This window comes from Plectonema radiosum NIES-515 (assembly GCF_025753815.1).
GTDB lineage: Bacteria > Cyanobacteriota > Cyanobacteriia > Cyanobacteriales > Nostocaceae > Hassallia > Hassallia radiosum_A.
Map to the genome: position 1 here is coordinate 1 of NZ_JAOWRF010000009.1, position 19,203 is coordinate 19,203.

Here is a 19,203-nt window from a genome sequence, read left to right on the forward strand (position 1 = left end):
GGGGGAGAGGTTCTGATTTTAGTAATGGTAACAAGCGATCCCAATCAAAGCAAGTATCGCCCAAATTGGCAAGTCGTTCGATAACTGCATCAAGTTGAGGAAGTTCTGCTGTGGGTATTAAACCCAGATGGCGATCGGGAATGGTAATGTGATCTTCACGCCGCAAAACGCCGATAATTGGTAATTGTAGGGGTAAGAGTGAATCTTTGAGCAGAGATAAATGGCGATCGCTTCCCACCCGATTTAGTACCACTCCAGCAATTTTAATTCTCGGATCGAAAGAGCAATAACCGTAAGCGATCGCTGCTACAGAACCAGACAATCGACTACAATCAATCACCAGTACCACAGGTAAATCCAACAATAGCGCAACATGAGCAGTACTAGCAAAAGAAGAGAGGGGGATGGGGAGAGGGGGAGAGGGGGGGAAAAAAGAATTCTCCTTGAAAGCTTGTCTCCCTAGTCTCCCTAGTCCCCCTTGTCCCCCTTGTCCCCTTGTCTTTTGATCGTCTTCAACACTTTCTACTCCCCACTCCCCACTCCCTTTAATTCCATCAAACAACCCCATTACCCCTTCTACAAGGGCAAAATCCACTTTTTGGATGTGACGCGCAAAACATTCCTGAACGTAAGCTTCGGAAGTCAGCACAGGGTCTAAATTGCGACAAGCACGATTAGTTACGTGCTGATGAAACATTGGGTCAATATAATCTGGACCCACTTTGAAAGATTGAATCAAAGAACCACGACGGCATAAAGATGCTAAAAGGGTGAGCGTGACAGTTGTCTTACCCACCCCACTACGTTCACCGGCAATAACTAAAGACATAAAAAAGTTAGGAGTTAAAAGTTAGGAGTTAGCAATTTTAACTCATAACTCATAACTCATAACTCATAACTTCAGAAACTTAGCTAGAACCCCAAGGCTTTCTTCAAAAAGTGCCTCATGACCCCAACGTTGCACCTGCTGACTTAGCAAAACTTCCGCTTTTTGTTCAGAAAGTGAAGTCACATGTTGAAATAAACCAGAAGATTGGGCACCACCTTGGGTTTCCATCCGCATACAGCCACCGGTTTCCGAACAGATAAGTGTCCCGCAGTCAGCTTGGGGATTGGTCGAATTCAAGCGCAAAGCAATCAAGTCGCCGATAATTTCTCCTCCATCAGCCACGGGGACACCAGCTAACTCAGCTTGTACTTGGCGTTGGTCTTGTGTAAGAAAGCTAATTTTAGTAATTTGGTAGTCTCCGCTTTCTTTTTCATAAGAAACTGGACTCCATTCCAACCGACTCGCAAGCCACCCTAAAAACATTAACGCTTGTGCGGGATTGCCTTTTTCGTAATCAATCGTTACTCTGTCAATTTCCCGCAAAGAAGCGCGACGCAGAGGGGGATCGTAAGCTTCAGCGGTTAACTCTTGCCATGCTGAGAGACGACGCCAGTTCAAGTCAGCTAAAGGTACGCCAGTTTCTACCAACTCTTGCAAACTGAGCAAATCGCTTTCTGGCTTGTTAAATTCACAAGAATCGACGATGACATTATTGCATACTGCCGCCAGTCGCTTAAATAAAGCATTGTTAGGATCTGGTGTTGCTTTCCACCAGAGAAACTTCGGTAAACCCCCAATCAACAATGCCGGAATCATCCCCCCGATTCGTTCCAAAGCGGCAGTAGTTCCGGTTAGGGTGATGTATTCACAGCAGATAAGTGTACTTGAGGACTGCTTTTGAATTGGGCAATAAGCAGAAACTTGAGCTTTTACGCCTTCGTCTTCACCTGTTATTGGACACAAAGCAATAATTCGGCAAGGGTTACGCAGGGCGATTTCGTCAGCGATTCTGGGGCTTTTTGCCTCTAAACCATAAGATGCGTTAGAACCATTTTCCCCCGTTGCCTCGGTGCCATGACGTTTCGCGACTTCTTCGCGCAATATGGCGAGAGTTTCTGGTGTTGCGGTTCCAGTTTCTGGCAGTTTATGCGTTCTCTGAACTTCGCGTAGCGCTGATTCCATCTGTGGTCCGAGAATTCCGTCAATCGGACCGTTGTAATATCCGGAAGCTGCCAAAAGATATTGAGTTTCTTCCGGTTCGTACACCACTAAACTAAATGTCGTGGCACGAGTAGCCGCAGGAAGGGCACCGTTTGCATCGCCGATACCGTAACTTTGCCAAATTTGACTCAGTTCCGCTTCAACGTCTGAGAGCGAAATATCTTTCGGAGTCTGAAGTGAATAAATAGTCGGAGCTTGGGAAGCCATAATAGTTTGAAGTTTTGGGTGGTGAATTAAGGAGCGGAGTTAGGAGTTTTGAGTTAGGAATTAGGAGTTTTGAGTTAGGAATTAAGAGTTTTGAGTTAGGAATTATTAATTCATAACTCCTCACTTTTAACTCATAACTCCGCTCCTCAAAACTCATAACTCATAACTTTCCTCCTTCTAACTCTTTACAGTCGGCGCCAGCGACGACCATCTTGATTAATCAAGAATTCGGCTTCGGCTGGTTCCCAAGTACCAGCTTCGTATTTGGGAACGGATGCTGGATCTGCGGGTGCATCCCAAACAGAAAGGGCTGGTGTGACAACTTGCCAAGCGGCTTCTACTTCGTCGGCGCGTGTGAACAATGTTTGGTCGCCCATCATACAATCGAGAAATAGGCGATCGTAAGCATCGGAAGTTGCTTCTATGCCAAAGGAACCATAACTAAAGTCCATATCAACCGAACGGGTGCGGAAATCTGCCCCAGGCATCTTGACTTCAAAACGCAGGGAGATTCCTTCATTCGGCTGAATCCGCATCGTCAAAATGTTGGCATTCATTTGTTGCGCGGCTGATTGAAACATCCTTGAAGGAACTTCGCGGAAGTGGATGGAAATTTCACTAACTTTTTTCGGCATCCGCTTACCTGTACGCAGGTAGAAGGGAACTCCTTGCCAGCGCCAGTTGTCAACCAGAAATTTCATTGCCACGTAGGTGGGTGTTGTGGATTTAGGAGCTACTCCTGGTTCTTCATGATACCCAGGTACTTGTTTTCCTTTCATCCATCCGGCGCTATATTGACCGCGTACTGCGGAATGCCCTAAATTTTGAATGTCTGCCAATCGCGTAGCTTGGAGTACTTTTACTTTTTCCGTGCGGAGACTGTCGGCATCCATCGCGTTGGGTGCTTCCATTGCGGTGAGGCAGTAAAGTTGCATCAGGTGGTTTTGCAACATATCCCGCAGTGCGCCGGCGCTTTCATAATATCCCGCTCGGTCTTCTACTCCGACGGTTTCAGCGACGGTAATCTGAACGTGGTCAACAAATCGACGGTTCCACAACGGTTCAAAAATCGCGTTGGCAAAGCGAAATACGAGGAGATTTTGAACTGTGTCTTTACCCAAGTAGTGGTCGATGCGGTATACTTGGTTTTCTTTACAATATTTCTGCACCACTCGGTTCAAGCTTTTGGCAGAAGCCAAGTCTCGACCAAAGGGTTTTTCAATTACCAGACGATGTTTGTAGGGATCGTCCAACATTGATTTTTCGCCCAGTTGCTTGATGGCTTCTGGGAAGAAGTTAGGAGCCACGGAAAGGTAGAACATCCGGTTTCCCCGTGTTCCCCGTTTCTCGTCTAGCTCGCTTAATAAATTCTTCAGTTTCTCGTAACTTTCTGGGTTATCTATGTCACCAGAGCAGTAGAATAATCCTTGGGAGAAGTCTTGCCAAAGTTCTTCTGGATGCACGCCTCCATGAGCTTCTTCCATCCCCTTTCGCATTTGTTCGCGAAAATACTCGTGGCTCCAATCTCGACGCGCCACGCCAACAATGGTCGTTTCTGGTGCAATGCGCCGTTCTTTTCGCAATTTGTAAAGTGCTGGTACGAGTTTGCGCCAGGTCAGGTCTCCAGAAGCACCAAAGATGACTATGATTTGGGGTTCGGGCATTCCTTGCTGTTGCAGACCTACGCGCAAGGGATTTTCTAGCAGACTAACCATAATAATTGCAAGATGTGGGTTTTAGATTTTCGATTGGTGATTAGGGCATGGGGCAGGAGGGAAGGGGTTCATGGGTTCATGGGTTCATGGGTTCATGGGAAAAAAATAAACAGTAGTGATTTAAATAACTCTTTATTTCCATACCTTTCCCATGAACCCCTTTAACATGAGTCCCCTCTTCAAATCCCTAGTCCCTAATACCTAAACTGGTGATAAGACCTTGATTTTGTCTTCTAAGGAATCCATCAGTGATTGAAAGGGCTTGACAAACTTATCAATACCATCAACAAGTAGTTCGTCCATCACTGAGTTGATGTCAATGTTGATGTCGGGGTCTTTCAAGCTTTCGATGAGTTGGTAAGCTTGATCGACATTCGTCTCAACACGACTTGCGGCATCACAGTGGTCAGCGCAAGCTTCTAGTGTCGCTGGTGGTAGGGTGTTAACGGTGTCGGAACCTACCAACTGATCAACATACATGACGTCGCTGTAGCTGGGGTCTTTGGTGCCGGTGCTTGCCCAAAGAAGACGTTGAACTTTTGCACCTTTTGCGGCTAAAGCTTGCCAACGATCGCTCTGGCTAATTTTTTTGTACTCTTGGTACGCTATCTTGGCGTTTGCGATCGCTACTTTACCTTTGACAGCACTCAGTTTTGCTTCTACGGCAATATCATCAACGCCTTTTTTCAACTTAGCATCAATCTTGCCGTCAATGTTGCTATCAATGCGACTAAGAAAGAAGCTGGCTACGCAAGCTATGTTACTAATGTCTTTACCTTCTTTGACTCTAGCTTCTAAACCACCAATGTAAGCATTCGCTGAGTTGACATAGCTAGAAACCGAAAATAACAGAGTGACGTTAACGTTGATCCCGGCAGCTATCACTTGTTCGACTGCTGGCAAACCTGCTTCTGTACCGGGAATTTTAATCATCACATTTTCTCGACCAATTTCTTGGTAATAGCGATGAGCCTCAGCGATCGTTGCTTCTGTATCATCAGCGATCGTTGGTGGTACTTCTATGCTCACGTAACCGTCTAATTTATCTGACGCTTCATAAACTGGGCGTAAAATATCACACGCATTGCGGATATCTGCAAAAACTAAGGATTCGTAAATTTTGTATGTCGGTAACTTTGCACGAACACCTGATTCTATATCGGCATCATAAATGACGTTTCCCTTGATCGCTTTTTCAAATATGGCTGGATTCGAGGTGATTCCACAGATACCTTTATTTTCCACCATATCTTTCAACTCGCCTGACTCAATTAGGTCACGAGTCAAATTATCCATCCAGATACTTTGACCGTATTCTTTTATCTCTAATAAATGGTTAGTTGTCATGATAGATTTCTTTCACTCCGGTTAATTATGTCTTCGAGTTGATACTGACCTTTCAATTTTGCTGTTGGCAATACAGAATTGCATCCACCATCTGAGACAATCAAGGAACTAAAACTACTATCACTCCTGAACTAATTTCAATTTAGTTACTGGGGTGCAAAAGCACCCATGAGGTTTTTCTCAAGCTGTTTTAATGACCGTTTTGAATAAAAGACTCCACTTTTGCTACATCTTTTTTGCTACCAATAATCAAAGGGGTGCGCTGGTGCAATTTTTTCGGTACTATGTCCAAAATATCTACGAGTCCCGTAGTAGCGCGACCACCTGCTTGCTCAATGACAAATGCTAAAGGAGCAGATTCATAAAGCAACCGCAGTTTACCTTCTGGCTTGGGAAGTATGCCTGGGTATAAGAATACACCCCCTTGTACTAAAATTCTGTGTATATCACTCACCATTGCCCCGCTATAACGAGCGGTATAGCCTTCAGTGCGATGGACGTAGCGAATATATTCGCGAATTGATTCATCCCACTGCCAAAAATTACCCTCGTTTACGCTGTAAACTGAACCGTGTGCCGGAATTTGGATATTTTCTTCGGTGAGAATAAATTCTCCTAAGCTGGGATCGAGAGTAAAAGAATGAACTCCCTTACCTATAGTATATACCAGCATGGTGCTCGGACCATATAGGATGTATCCGGCGGCTATTTGTTTGCGTCCATCGGTAAGTAAATCTTTTGCCTCACCATCAAGATCGTCTCCTTCTTGTTGGCGAATCGCGAAGATTGAACCTAAGCTGAGATTGGTATCGGTGTTAGATGAGCCATCGATGGGATCGTACAATAGTGTGTAGCGACCAATCGGGCAGTTTTCCGGAATGTAGTAGGGTTTTTCCATTTCCTCGGAAGCTAAACGACAAACTAAGCCGCTTTGCTTAAATACCGAGATAAATACGTCGTTAGCGTAAAGATCCATCTTTTTGACGGACTCTCCTTGCACGTTGACATCCCCTGTAAATCCAAGAACACCTTCGACTAAACCAGCTTGGCTGAGGCGACGGGCAACTAGTTTACCAGCCAGGGCTATGCGGTTCATCAGCGCACTTAAATCCTGTGCCTGGGGCGAAAAGCTCTGAAATTGCTGTAGGACGTGACGGGATAAAGTTGTACAATCACGATCTAAGCTTTTGTCAGTGATGTCGTTGTTCGACAACTCAAGAGATTCTGGCGATGGAGCCATGTTTTGGTTCTTCCTAACGACTTTGGTTGGTTGAGGTTGGCTTCATGACAAAGTGTGGAGGATGAAGCTTGAAGTGAGCTTGAACGGATTAACACGTTCGCTTGTACTAATTTCTTTTTTTCATCCTTTATCCTTCAGCCTTGATGAAAGCTGCTGCCTCTATCTTAGAAAGGTAATTTGATAACTTAAATGTGATTTTAGATAAACTAAATATTTCAAGCTTTTTTCGGTCTCTGCTAAAGCGCATTAGCACTTCGGTCATACTTGGGCAAATCTACCTAAGCTTGTAAAATTCAATGATTTTTGTCAACATTTTTATCCCTCTCTTGACTTTTTGTCTGTAAATACTAATACGCTTGATATATAGCAAGCAAAGTTGTTGAGATACCCATCCCCAAAATACCATCTGTCTGTTTTCACGTTGGCTGCAACTGCCGATGCTTGCTATATCGCGATCGTTAAGAATCAAAAAACCGACTAGTACTTGACACTCCCCCACATGGGAATTGTTAATCTTTTCTCATTTTCCCAATTTCGATCTTGCATAACTAGAGAACAATTTGCTAGTATAATAGTCCCTATTTTTAATAGTCTTGTTTTTTCCCCCAACTACTTCGTTGGCTCTCCTCGCGTGGTTTGGCTTTATTAACTCGAAGTTGACGACCCATCCATTCTGCGCCATCTAATTCTGTAATAGCGGCATCTTCTTGAGCATCTTCGGACATTTCTACAAAAGCAAAGCCGCGCAATCGTCCAGTTTCCCGGTCTGTAGGCAAGACGACTCTTTTTACCTCACCGTAATCTGCAAATACTTCTTTTAAGTCGGCTTCGCTAGCGCGGTAGGAGAGATTTCCAACGTAAATAGTCATATGGAATCACGTAAATTTCAACTAGGAGCGATGAGTTCAGCTGTAAAAATTTAACAAATCTCAAAGATTGCTTTGTTCGCATCCGAGTCACCAAAACACGGACATTATAGATTAGCAAGCATATTGCTTGCATTATCTACTAATCGAAAGCGCGATCGGGCTGAACTGACGCATACGCTCATATAATAACTGATTGTGTCATTCTTCAAAGTATGACATTTTACAAACAGTCATAATTGACAATTAGTTGCGCTTATATGGTTAATGCCTGATACCATTGGCGTGTAGAATTATAATCTTTAGGTGTCAAAAAAGTATCGTTAAAACTGTGGCACTCCTCTAGGAGCATCTTCGTTTTTGTGTATAAATAGATATTAGTTATTGACAGTAGAGACGTAGCAGTGCTACGTCTCTACATGTATTCCCTATTGGCGATCGGCTGCTGTATGTAAAATTATTTAGTCAATTGATATTGACTGAGGACCGCTGGTTCTGCCATTATGTGCAAGACTTGTGGAAGTAGTATAACTACTTGAGCCTAGCTGTTGATTGAGCCAGCTTTTAACCGGGTCGTCAGCAAGATGGAGTCTAAGTATACCAGAGAAGAACCCGCCCAGAAATGAGCCTGGATGCTGGGTAAATCGTTTAAAGATTGGTGACAATTCATCAAGGAACATGAAGAATCTCCTAATGCGGGTGTAAAAAATTAGAACTGCTTAATTTATCGTAACTTGTTAGAGACGTTCCGTCGGAACGTCTCTACACGATGTCTGATTTACCCGACATGATATCAAGCACATTATTTTTACAGAAAATTAGCGTCAATAGCACAAGGATAGAAAAAGCGATGGTGTAAAGAAAGCAGTTACATCCACCGCAGTTAATTATTTACATTGGACTTTGTTCAGGCATCATGCACTTATCAGAGTCGCAACCGGCAGGTCCTGCTTCCATTAACTCACCGGAATCGTAGCGACTTAAGACAGCAGGAAAGTCATCCGTTTGACGACGCATTTCTACTTCTTTGAGTAGTTGCTCATAGTCTTGTTTGGTGATAGGTTCAAATGGCAAACGGGGGAAAGTTTGATGATCGTCAAAGCGTGCCAGAAGTGCAGCGCTAATGTAGCCTTCATTATTTTGTATGGCTTGCCAAATCAGATGTGATAGTGGTTCTACTTCATTTTCCCGTAGCTCGATGGTGGCAGAGGTGTTATGTGTGACATAGAATTTCTGCACTTGCATGTAGAAATCCATTTGAGCGATCGCACTAAATTGACTAATATCAATTTCATCAACTCCAGGTATATCAGCCCAAGGTACAGCGACGGGAATTTCTACCAACCATTCTGAGCATCTAGGATCGAAGGGATCGTTTAACAAATTGCCCTTTTCATCTTTATCAGATTGGGAGGGAATGACATTATAGCCGTAGTCTATACAAGCTAAAGCTACTGGGTCATTTTTCCCAAAGGTGATCCTGCGAAGAAATCTTTGGGCTTTGGGGGGGTGCCATCCGGGACTAGCACCAGTTAACAAAGATTTAGTACCACTAGGTTGAACTGTAGTGCAGCGATTTGGACGTTTGAAATTATGGCGATCGCAATAATCCCAAACAACACGATGCACGATATCTTTCCATGAAGTTAAGTATTCTTCCTCTTTTCGCTTAAACGCTATTCCTTGAGCATTTTTTGGTCTACCTTCTGCCCACCAGCGCAACCAATCAACCCCAAAAGCATGAACAAAGAAATCAAATAAACCTGTGAAAGAAACCCCGACAATCGGGTCTAATTCGCGGCTGTATTGATAGCGTGGTTCAAGGAATTTGTGATGTAAAAGTGCGGCTACAGATAGCGCTCCAGCGGTGAAAGCTTCCTCCTGTTCTTTGTAGTTAGTTGGGTCAATTTGATTGAGGTGAATCTCTGAAAGGTTACAGTTTCCAGTTAAAGTATTACCGAAAACACCTTTATGATATTCTGGCTCATTAAAGCAGTAAGTATCATGTAAACCCGGCAATTCTTCAACACTTTTCACAACTTGCCATTTACCTTTGCATTTTGCATTTGTTCCTTTACTTACATCCAAACGTTGGCAAGGAATCTGTTGACAATCGGTTATTTGCAAGTAGTACAAATCTCGACTTCTGACACCCAAATTAGTTATTGAACCTTTGTGAGCACACAGATTCAGAGATGAACGAATACCACATTTAGTCAGTAATAACTGAATTCTGTAAGCACGCTCGTAGTCAGATATATAAATCCTAATACCATTGCTTGAAGTATTCGAGCCATCTGTATCAGCTAAACCAGCGATAAAATGTAAAATTGCTTGACGGTTCCAACTAGCAATTACATTCAGCGATTCAGAATTTGTTTTTAAGGCTTTAAGAAATTCTCCAGAAAAACCTAAATCTGTAACATCTGTAAAAGTAGGTAAGTAGTCATAAGTTCTTTGAGGAGACTTATTCCCAACTACAGATAACGCTGCTTTATTTTCGTACAGTCTAACTTTGGCGTTGTTATTTTTATCTGTAGTACCATCGCCTACAGCTACCCCCAAAGTATAAGCATAACCCGAATCAACATTTAATCCATCTTCGTAATTAATTGTGAAAGGTTCAGTGTGAATGCTATATCGACTTGTATCCATCAAGTCTTTGGTTTGAACTTCCTTATAGACTTTGCCGAATCTATCTTTCACAAAAAAGCGATGATATTCAGTTGCATCTAAATAAGAACCGTCTCCAAACCGAACTCGATAAAGTTTGCTATTACTACCAGTCTTAAATGGTGTAACTAAGCTCCATTTTTTCCCATTCCAAATTTCAATTTCGCATCCGACAACATCTTTAATGTTGTGCATTCCTTCCCTAGTAATGAGTAGAGTATTGCCACTGACACAGTGAAAATTGCTACCTAAAATTTCTCCACAATTGTGTGCAACAAACCCATTAGCATCAAAGCGAGATACACCAGGTACAGTGCAATCATAAACAGACTCTTCACCATCAAAGGTAATAGATTCAATCCTTACATCGAACCGTTCTTTGTAGAGATTGCGCTTATACCCTGATAACAAAGAGTCTAACAACTCAGCTTTTTTAGGTTCTTGGAAACCAACTATTTGTTGAAATATTTGAATGTTATCTTTAGCAATAACTAATTCATGTTGAGTATTACAAAAATACTCAGTCAAAACTTTCTTGCTATTAGGTAACATTCTCAGACCTTCTGCTCTACGATTCTTGTAGATTTTACTGGCAATACCTAATCGTAAAAGCATCCTTTGTATAGCTTCTAAATTAGGTAAATCACTTTGCGCTAAACGAACGCTAATTCCCTTGTCATGGTTCCCTTGTACACTTCCATCAGCGTCAAAAATACCTCTGAGAAAACCACAATAGAAATCGTAGCTTGCTTGCTCAATCTCAGAAGTGACTTTTTTATGTTTATGTACTAAACCAAAAACACTAGCCAGTTTTGCGAGACTTGCAGAACTAACTTGAAAATATTTGTTTGTTTGGTGGTAAACACCTTTCAAATCCTGAGAATATTGAAGTGGTTTTGGTAAACTATTCACTAATGAAAGAGCAAATTCTTTCATCTCAGTTTGAGTTTCTCCCCAGTAGCGTAGTGATGCTTGATAGGTAGAGTTAGCAGCGTTTACTGAGAAACAACCATCACCTAATAAGTTACCGAGTAACCAACCTTCTGCATGTGTACCTAAACCATCCCAAGGATTTATATTTTTATGGTCATGAATTAGTATTCGATCGCCAGGTTTTAAGTCTTTGACTTCACACCATTCTGAGTATTGCTTACGTTGAGTTTGTGCTGTGACTTTTAAAACTTGATGATTCTCGGTAAGCCTTAAAGCGTAACCTTCTTTGGTTTGTAACTTGACTACAGGTTTCACTCCTGTGAAGAAAAAACCATCAGATGTAGTGCTAAAAAGTTCACCGTTCACATAAACAGCTAATTGTTTGCCAATTAAATCTTTAACTTGCCTTGCACCGTGTTCTGTATGTATCCAAGTATCTGAGGTTATACACGGATTCAAGCCGTAGCGAGCTAAACGATGTTCTACCTCCGACGCATCAATGTCAGGATGATGTTTTTGCAACCACTGTTTTGCTGTTCCTTGTTCGTAAGCTTGTAAAAAATCAGTTTTCAAAGCTTGGGTTGACAGCAAATCGCAATTAGCTCTAGCTACAGCTTCACCAGCCCATTGAATTGCACCCTCGCCGCTATAATACTGTTTGCGAACAGCATCAATACATTCTTCTAATGTTGGCTTGCGGTGATAAACTCTGGTATGGTTTGCCATCCGTAGAGCATCCCGCTCTGGATCGATTCGCCAGTTGCCATTTTCATCTTGCTGCCATAAATTATCTTTGGCGGTGGCAGCTTGTTTATCATCAGAATCAAACTGACGCATCCCCGCACTGTTATGTGTCAGATAGCCATCACAGTAGAAACAATGAGCTTCTTCTACTTCAATGTCATAAGTTTTGACATGATCGTAACTACCTAAGCTCTTGACAGTGACTGGAATATCTAATGAGATATCAGCCTCAACAATATAGCGTTCGTAGTTGGCATCAACTGTGCGGGAACCCTGGAATCCCATTTCTCGCATTTCGCTGTAAGTGTATGCTTCCCTCATCACGACACCGGGGACAGTGAAACCATACATTTTGAGTTTTTGCCTCAGCTCACCCTTCAGCGAGTGAGTTGCAATCAGGGCATTATAGCGTTCTTTGAGCGCTGGAATGGTGAGGCTATACTTAACTTGCCATCCTTGCTCTTGGGGATGTGTAATGGCAATTCTGCCAGCGATACCCAAACTGGATAAAACTGTGCCGACTTGTCTAATAAATGGTCGATAGACCGATGTTACTAAGTGAGGGGGTCGGTTATTAATAGCACCATCACTGTCCACTAATCCAGCTAGGTAAGCAGTCCTAATATCTACTGAACCCTGCAAAATAAAACTAGGAACTGTTAAGGGAACATGAGGTTGCTTAATGTAGTGATGGAAGTACTCAGCGAGTCGAATTGATGAACAAATGGACTTAGCCGTATTTTCACCTTTAATAACGCCATGAACAGCAGTTAATCCAAATAAAGCTAGAGCAGCATTGATTTTGGCTTGAATTCTGGCTGTGAGTTCTGTATCCAAGCTGTTCATTACCCATTCGACACGTCCATAAGGCTTTTCATGCTTATTGCGACCGATCGCAACATAGCCATCACCGTGGGTAAATCCAATTAGCCAAGCTACTTCTGATGTCAGTTCAGGAACTTTAAAAGACTTGGCATTTTGACTTTGAGCGGGTCTTTCTTTGGTAAAATCAGGCGGTAAATGAGTAATTGTACCAGGTAGTACTTGCGTATTGTGTAGGAGGCGATCGCCTTCAACTAGACTCCCAATCGATTTCCAGGTAACTCCACCTTTAGCATCAGCTAGAACTGCTTGTCTGTGGTTTAAAGTTGCTCTGGGGTAAGTAGCATTAGTTTCAATCTCATATACATCCTGAAATCCTTGGTCGAATTTATTAACAATTCGACGAAATCCCAGAGGTGTCTGCACTAAGTCACCCACTTGAACATCACAAATGGGAACAAGACCTTTAGATGTATGAACCAATGCGTCTTCAGGTAGACAGCGCCGGATGTTTCCAGCAACAATTGTTACAGCCGCTTGGTCTATTAACAAACAGCATTCAACTGAATTTAATTGCCGTCCGACAGCTTTATTGAGGATGGATGCACAACGCTCATACAGTCCAGGCAATTTTACCGGATTAGCAACGCCACCAAAGCCCTTGAGAGTTTCTCCGGCTTTACGTACATCACTGATATCAACGATAACTTCAACTTCTGTTGAAAATCTTTCATCACTAGAGAGTTTTAAAAGTGTTTGATATGATTCAACCCAACCTTGACGGCTGTCTCCAACGTGGATGGTGACAGAATTTCCGGTTATTTTGGTTTCTGTAAATTCCCGACGTTGTTCAACAGCAACACTACCAATTTCACCTTGTACGCTTACATTTAGGTGATTGCGGATGGGGGGAATTTGGCTGATATATTTTGGTTCGATGACGGCACCAGTACCATTAAACTAAGCAACACTCTCACGAGTGCTACTCGTCTTCAGAACCGGACGTGAGACTTTCACCTCATCCGGCTCCTCAATAATCATACCTTTGTCATAGGAACTGTTCAAACTACCATCTCTGGCAGTTTTTTGCTCGTGACAATGTTTATGCAATGCTTGCAGGTTTTCAAGTTTTCTTTTACCACCATTACTAGTTGGTTGTATGTGGTCGATTTCGATTTTATCTTCCGTTGTGAAAGTAAGACCGCAATGGGCACATTTTCCCTTTTGCTTGTGTAGTATTTTTGCGAGTAAAGATGGAATTTCTTTACTTTTACCTGTCCTTGAACCCCAATAGGTGAAGTCACCATTAAACGGTGAAGCTTCCCCTTTAACTTTAATGTGCCGTACAATATCTACCTGTGTGTGTTTACTGAGGATATAGCTTTCTTTAGTATCTGGATTATCGTATCCAAAGACCCAGTTATCTTTACCAACTGTAATCCAATATTTCTCAACAACCCATTTAGTACCTTTATTGTAATGTCTGGATTTTGCCCATACCATTAGTTTCTTATAAATCATATGATTTAAGATTCTGAAGGTATCGGTTGAGCAGACTGAAGAATAATAGTTTCTCCATCCTTCTATTATTGGATTGATTCTTGAAATTAGCGCCTTTTGAGGTGCTGCTTTATGGGAATCAATAATGTCAGCTATTTCTTTATAGTGGCGTTTTATTGCGTTCTTACTTGGTTGAATTATCGTTTGGAAACCTAGGATTTCTCCGTTGGATGACCGTGCGCTCATTCCATCGTTTACTGGGAATTGTCTGACATTAAAACCTAAAAAGTCAAATCCAGGGTTTTCCCCTGCATATTTCTCTAATGTATGACAAATTCTAGTCTTGCTTGGTTTTAGTTCCAAACCGATGTCTTTTAGGAAACCTTCTATTACCGCTTTTGCCCCTAAAACAACATTAATATCTTCGTGAATAATCACGAAATCATCTGCGTACCTGATTAAACTTAATGCATTTCGGTTTTGCTTTTTCCCCCAATTCCTACGGGTAGGGAGGGTATTTGCATATTCCTTAATCACTTCTTCCATTCCGTGAAGCGCGATATTAACCAGTAAAGGTGAAATTATTCCACCTTGGGGTGTACCTGCTTTCGTTGGGAATAATTGATTTCCATCTACATATCCGGCTTTTAACCACTCTCGTGTTAACCGTCTCATTGATGGATATGTATTGAGTTTTTCAAGTAGCTTTTGATGATTAATGTTATCGAAACACTTAGATATATCCGCATTTAGTACATATTTAGCTTTACCATGTAGAGCTAGATATATAGCTTCGATTGCGTCGTGTACTGCACGTCCTGGTCTGAACCCGTAACTATTTGGCTCGAATTTTGATTCCCATTGTGGTTCTAAGGCTAACTTTGCGATCGCTTGTTTTGCCCTATCCTCCATTGTTGGGATTCCTAGGGGTCGTTTTTCGTCTGTTCCTGGTTTTGGAATCCATACTCTGCGGGTTGGTTTGACCTTCCCACTTGTGCCTAAATTCTTTGCTAGTCTCAGCCGACTTTCGTATCCGAGGGATTTAACCCCGTCTAAGAGTGCCGTTTTCTTGCCTTGGTTATCTTGGGTTACTTTTCGCGTCGCTAATAGCTTTGCGTACCAGGATTTCATCAAAGTTTTTTGGAGTCGTCGCATTGCTTTGACATCACCACGTTGAACAGCTTTGTATATGCGCTTTTGCAACTTGAACACTATCCTCTGAATTTTCTTCCAGTTGATTTTGTTCCATACCACCGTAGTCTTAAAACTCGTTTTAGTCGTTTTCATCGCTAAAAAGTACCTATACATATCTGATTACCGTGAGTCCGTCAGCGTATCCTACGCATTACCGCAGGCATTTGCTTTTGACTCAATCTCACCACATAGTTCATCCGGTTAGCACCTGCTCAGGTATTCGACCTCCTGAGAGAATTTATGTGGTTACTTCGTTCCTAATAGTCATTGATTGAGAGGTTAGGTTTCTACTGTTCACCGGGGTTAAGAGCTGTGCAAACCGAACGGTTGTATTTCGGTTGCTCTCCCCTTGCCTTTTGGCACAGCCTGTTAATCCACTAGGCTGTTTTATATGATCACGATGATTCAAACGTAGATTCGCTCAAAGCTAACCATACTCTCTTGCTAGATGTGTCGAAATCTGGATTGACTTCTTAACACCGTTCATTCCCGCTTTACGGATTGATGGCTAGTCGCTACCGTAGGGAAAGTGCTTTCACCCTTGCACTTAGGGGGTTGGACTTCATCGAAATATCTTATGTTTTTACCGATTTTTCATCTGATATTTCTATCAGTTGCTCTGTAAAAGTTTTTTTGTTTCAATGTCACCAACATGACTATTAAGTTATCAAGATTCTTACCAATGTGGTAGAAGAAACCTTGTGGCTAATCCTCCAAGACCCTTACGGGTGTTGGTTTCTAGCCAACGAATCGCACGCAACCCATCATTGCCAAATCCATCATCAAGCCGAAAGCATTCCAATCCTCTAAATTGGTGGAGGTGCAGTTATAACCCCCAGAAAAGTTTTTGGGCTTGGATATCCACTCTGTACCACCAACCCACAGCCAGCGTCCACTGGGCAACGCTTTCAGGTTTAGCTGCATTTTTTGGAGTATGGCAGCGTCTTCTGGACGTAGCTTTCCCACATTGGTTAAGCCGGTGAGAGTGCGATCGCACACTTGTTCCCATGTTTCCCTTTGTCCTACCTTTAAGGCACGGCTATAAGTTCTAAAAAAGACTGGATTAGCAGCAGGGGCAGTTTCTGGAAACTTTGCCAGAATGCGTTTTAGTTCAAGTTCTCGAACCATGAGTCAAATATTGTTGGTTATTTTTCGACAGAATATGACTATACGCCAAGTAGATGTAACGTGAAAGATTGTAATTTTTTTCGATTTGCGCTAGCTCTAGTAGCCACCACACTAAAGAATGCCTAGTTGGTAGTAAGGACTTTAGTCCTTAAAAAGCGATCTTCTCGCTTACTACGAAAGAAAGCTAAGTTCCCTTGGTAGACTACTAGTTCCGGACTGACTTGCAGTAAAGTTTTAATTTTATTATGTCTGTAGCTCCTTGGCGATCGCTAGTAGCTCGTGCGCTTCATCGCAACCGCAGCCTTGTTTATGCTCGTTACCTCCAACTGGCAACAGTTCGGGCAAATAATCGTCCCGCTAATCGTACCCTCGTCTTTCGCGGCTTTCTCGAAGACACTAACCAGTTAAAATTTATCACCGATGCTCGCAGCGAAAAAGCCGACCAGATACAGCAGCAACCTTGGGCAGAAGCTTGCTGGTACTTCCCCAACACACGAGAACAATTCCGCATCACTGGCTGCCTAACCTTGGTAGGGTGTGAGAATTCTGACCCCGTTTTACATAAAGCACGCATCACCACTTGGCAAGAACTAAGTGATAATGCCCGGTTACAATTTGCTTGGGCTGATCCTGGTAAACCTAGAGTTCAAGATCCAGCAGCTTTTAATCCACCACCACCTGATCCGACTCAACCTTTAGCAAACTTTTGCCTATTGCTACTTGACCCGGTACAGGTAGATCACCTGGAATTAAAGGGTGAGCCACAAAACCGATATTTATACTGCTTAGACGAGCAGCAACAGTGGTCTAGCCAAGAAATTAATCCTTGATGGGAATAGGGAAAGGGAGGAATGGAGTGAGGAGGAACGGAGGAGCGGAGGAACGGAGTGAGGAGGAACGGAGTGAGGAGGAACGGAGGAGCGGAGGAACGGAGTGAGGAGTTAGGAGGAGCGGAGTGAGGAGGAACGGAGGAGCGGAGGAGCGGAGTGAGGAGGAACGGAGTGAGGAGGAACGGAGTGAGGAGTGAGGAGTTAGGAGGAGCGGAGTGAGGAGGAACGGAGTGAGGAGTTAGGAGGAGCGGAGTGAGGAGGAACGGAGTGAGGAGTTAGGAGGAGCGGAGTTATGCCGCTGCGATAAGATTGCTCAAGAACAGATCCCCTTTGTCCCCTTTGTCCCCCTTGTCCCCCTTGTCCCCCTTGTCCCCCTTGTCTTTCTAAATCCCCGCACCATCGAGAAACTGCTGAATAGCTTTATCTCTCAGGTTGCAGCGTAATTTATTTTCTGTTTCTTCACCTTCGTTGACGACGAATTTACCTGCCATTACAAGAGTTTTTGGAGAAGATGGGAGTTGCTGAAGCTGTTGTATTTGTTGTTCTAACAACTCTATGCGGTCAACTAAAGCACGAATTACTTGTGCTTCAGAATCAGGTAAGTTGTTATGTTCTAAAGGAGAAACTTTGACTCCAGAACGATAAACAATGCGACCGGGTACCCCCACCACAGTACAATCAGAAGGGACATCTCGTAGAACAACTGAGCCTGCGCCGATGCGGACGTTGTTACCAATTTGAATATTACCCAGTACCTTCGATCCGGCGCCAACTACGACATTTTCCCCTAAAGTTGGATGGCGCTTGCCACTTTCTTTACCAGTACCACCAAGGGTGACACCTTGATAAATGAGCGCATAATCGCCAATAATCGCTGTTTCACCAATTACCACACCCATACCGTGGTCAATAAATACACCTTTGCCAATAGTTGCACCTGGATGGATTTCGATTCCAGTCAAAAACCTAGCAATGTGGGAAATCAGCCGGGGAAAAAAGGGAATAGCAATTATATGCAGTCGGTGAGCCAGCCGATGGAATAGCAAAGCTTGCAAACCAGGGTAGCAAAATAATACTTCCAACCAGTTACGAGCGGCTGGATCACGTTCAAAAATGATGCGAAAGTCTGTACGTAGTGTAGATAGCACTTTTATGGTACCCTCGGAAAGCAAAACGAGCTACTTATCTATTTTATCCTTCCAAGTGCGATCGCTCTTATTTAGGGCATTGGTAATTAGTAATTACTCATTACACACAAGAAGTAGAAATTAATTATGCGTTGCCCCAAACCCTTGATTAGACGTAAAGAGTGGAACTAGACGTAAAGCGTGGAACGTCTCTACGTATGACTCTGGAGATGTCTATTCCCCATTCCCGAATTTATGGTTGCTGCACTGTCAGGGTGTAGTTGCCCTTGTCTCCTGAATTAAATGTACCTACCCAAATCTTATAAGTTCCAGCTTTCCAGTCACTACTTTGAATGCTGGCATCTTTTCTTTTACCAGTGTCATCTCCGCAACGAATACTTCCGTCGTCTGGTCCTTGGATGAGTAAAGTAGTATCTTTCCCACCACTATTTACTCGTATATTTAACTGGGAAAAGTCTTTTTCCAAAACCATCACATGATCTGGTTTGGGATCGGCAAAACCAATACAAGCATTTCTGTCGCGATCGCGGTTACTAATCGCAGATAATGAATAAGAACCGCCAGTATACCCTTCTACGGTTCCTTGGGCTGGTGGAAATCCTGGTGCCAAACTTAACTTGCCAAAATTTGAGGTGTCTGCCATTACAGGACTAGCAGTAATAGCACTTAACATAGCTAAAATCAAGCCGCTTCGCAACTGAAGTCGGGGGCGAAAATATTTCATATTAGCCCTCCAACAGGGTCTTTATAGTTTTTTTATATACATATATTAATAAATATAATCAAGTATATTTATCCATGTGTGC

12 protein-coding genes and 1 pseudogene are annotated in these 19,203 nt (G+C 42.8%); 1 reads left to right on the top strand and 12 read right to left on the bottom strand.

Features of this window, described 5'->3' with window-relative positions; genetic code table 11:
* The 10 genes and pseudogenes from OGM63_RS01070 to OGM63_RS01115 form a co-directional block, all read right to left on the bottom strand.
* The coding region (locus tag OGM63_RS01070; protein ID WP_263743649.1) for a cobyrinic acid a,c-diamide synthase CobB at nucleotides 1–829 on the bottom strand (829 nt) is incomplete at its 3' end.
* 63 nt (nucleotides 830–892) lie between these two features.
* The gene (opcA, locus tag OGM63_RS01075) at nucleotides 893–2,257 is read right to left on the bottom strand and encodes a glucose-6-phosphate dehydrogenase assembly protein OpcA (RefSeq protein ID WP_263743650.1); all 1,365 of its coding nucleotides are present in this window, start codon (nucleotides 2,255–2,257) and stop codon (nucleotides 893–895) included.
* 185 nt (nucleotides 2,258–2,442) lie between these two features.
* A complete protein-coding gene (gene zwf, locus OGM63_RS01080) occupies nucleotides 2,443–3,972 on the bottom strand; it encodes a glucose-6-phosphate dehydrogenase (RefSeq protein ID WP_263743651.1) in 1,530 nt (509 codons plus the stop codon).
* 201 nt (nucleotides 3,973–4,173) lie between these two features.
* Nucleotides 4,174–5,319, bottom strand: coding sequence for a transaldolase (gene tal, locus OGM63_RS01085; RefSeq protein WP_263743652.1), 1,146 nt, complete (start codon nucleotides 5,317–5,319; stop codon nucleotides 4,174–4,176).
* Nucleotides 5,320–5,509: 190 nt separating this feature from the next.
* Nucleotides 5,510–6,559, bottom strand: a complete 1,050-nt coding sequence (gene fbp, locus OGM63_RS01090) for a class 1 fructose-bisphosphatase (RefSeq protein ID WP_263743653.1) — start codon at nucleotides 6,557–6,559, stop codon at nucleotides 5,510–5,512.
* A 584-nt stretch (nucleotides 6,560–7,143) separates the two neighbouring features.
* On the bottom strand, nucleotides 7,144–7,428 hold the full coding sequence (gene rbp / locus OGM63_RS01095) for an RNA-binding regulator (RefSeq protein WP_089125418.1): 285 nt from the start codon (nucleotides 7,426–7,428) through the stop codon (nucleotides 7,144–7,146).
* A 458-nt stretch (nucleotides 7,429–7,886) separates the two neighbouring features.
* Nucleotides 7,887–8,105 carry a ssl0294 family protein gene (locus OGM63_RS01100; RefSeq protein ID WP_263743654.1) on the bottom strand — a complete coding sequence of 73 codons (219 nt, stop codon included), beginning with the start codon at nucleotides 8,103–8,105 and terminating at the stop codon, nucleotides 7,887–7,889.
* Nucleotides 8,106–8,316: 211 nt separating this feature from the next.
* Nucleotides 8,317–13,551: pseudogene (gene nrdJ, locus OGM63_RS01105) on the bottom strand (ribonucleoside-triphosphate reductase, adenosylcobalamin-dependent); the annotation flags it as partial.
* Nucleotides 13,552–13,557: 6 nt separating this feature from the next.
* Complete coding sequence (gene ltrA / locus OGM63_RS01110; RefSeq protein WP_263743656.1) at nucleotides 13,558–15,384, bottom strand: group II intron reverse transcriptase/maturase; 1,827 nt, start codon at nucleotides 15,382–15,384, stop codon at nucleotides 13,558–13,560.
* Between the two features lie 645 nt (nucleotides 15,385–16,029).
* Entirely contained in the window at nucleotides 16,030–16,419 is a 390-nt protein-coding gene (locus OGM63_RS01115) for a hypothetical protein (protein WP_263743657.1), read from the bottom strand.
* Nucleotides 16,420–16,664: 245 nt separating this feature from the next.
* Here OGM63_RS01115 and OGM63_RS01120 point away from each other — a divergent pair, with 245 nt between their 5' ends.
* Complete coding sequence (locus OGM63_RS01120) at nucleotides 16,665–17,249, top strand: Npun_F5749 family FMN-dependent PPOX-type flavoprotein (RefSeq protein WP_263743658.1); 585 nt, start codon at nucleotides 16,665–16,667, stop codon at nucleotides 17,247–17,249.
* A 383-nt stretch (nucleotides 17,250–17,632) separates the two neighbouring features.
* On the opposite strand, the gene cysE is transcribed toward OGM63_RS01120, so the two are convergent.
* Together cysE and OGM63_RS01130 are read right to left on the bottom strand one after the other, a co-directional pair.
* Nucleotides 17,633–18,397, bottom strand: coding sequence for a serine O-acetyltransferase (cysE, locus tag OGM63_RS01125; RefSeq protein WP_263743659.1), 765 nt, complete (start codon nucleotides 18,395–18,397; stop codon nucleotides 17,633–17,635).
* A gap of 232 nt (nucleotides 18,398–18,629) precedes the next feature.
* Entirely contained in the window at nucleotides 18,630–19,121 is a 492-nt protein-coding gene (locus OGM63_RS01130) for a hypothetical protein (protein WP_263743660.1), read from the bottom strand.
* Between the last annotated feature and the right edge of the window lie 82 nt (nucleotides 19,122–19,203).

Coding starts and splice junctions, on each gene's coding strand:
- OGM63_RS01120 (WP_263743658.1), top strand. CDS start 16,665: ATGTCTGTAGCTCCTTGGCGATCGCTAGTAGCTCGTGCGCTTCATCGC.
- rbp (WP_089125418.1), bottom strand. CDS start 7,428: ATGACTATTTACGTTGGAAATCTCTCCTACCGCGCTAGCGAAGCCGAC.
- tal (WP_263743652.1), bottom strand. CDS start 5,319: ATGACAACTAACCATTTATTAGAGATAAAAGAATACGGTCAAAGTATC.
- opcA (WP_263743650.1), bottom strand. CDS start 2,257: ATGGCTTCCCAAGCTCCGACTATTTATTCACTTCAGACTCCGAAAGAT.
- OGM63_RS01100 (WP_263743654.1), bottom strand. CDS start 8,105: ATGTTCCTTGATGAATTGTCACCAATCTTTAAACGATTTACCCAGCAT.
- ltrA (WP_263743656.1), bottom strand. CDS start 15,384: ATGAAAACGACTAAAACGAGTTTTAAGACTACGGTGGTATGGAACAAA.
- zwf (WP_263743651.1), bottom strand. CDS start 3,972: ATGGTTAGTCTGCTAGAAAATCCCTTGCGCGTAGGTCTGCAACAGCAA.
- OGM63_RS01130 (WP_263743660.1), bottom strand. CDS start 19,121: ATGAAATATTTTCGCCCCCGACTTCAGTTGCGAAGCGGCTTGATTTTA.
- OGM63_RS01115 (WP_263743657.1), bottom strand. CDS start 16,419: ATGGTTCGAGAACTTGAACTAAAACGCATTCTGGCAAAGTTTCCAGAA.
- fbp (WP_263743653.1), bottom strand. CDS start 6,559: ATGGCTCCATCGCCAGAATCTCTTGAGTTGTCGAACAACGACATCACT.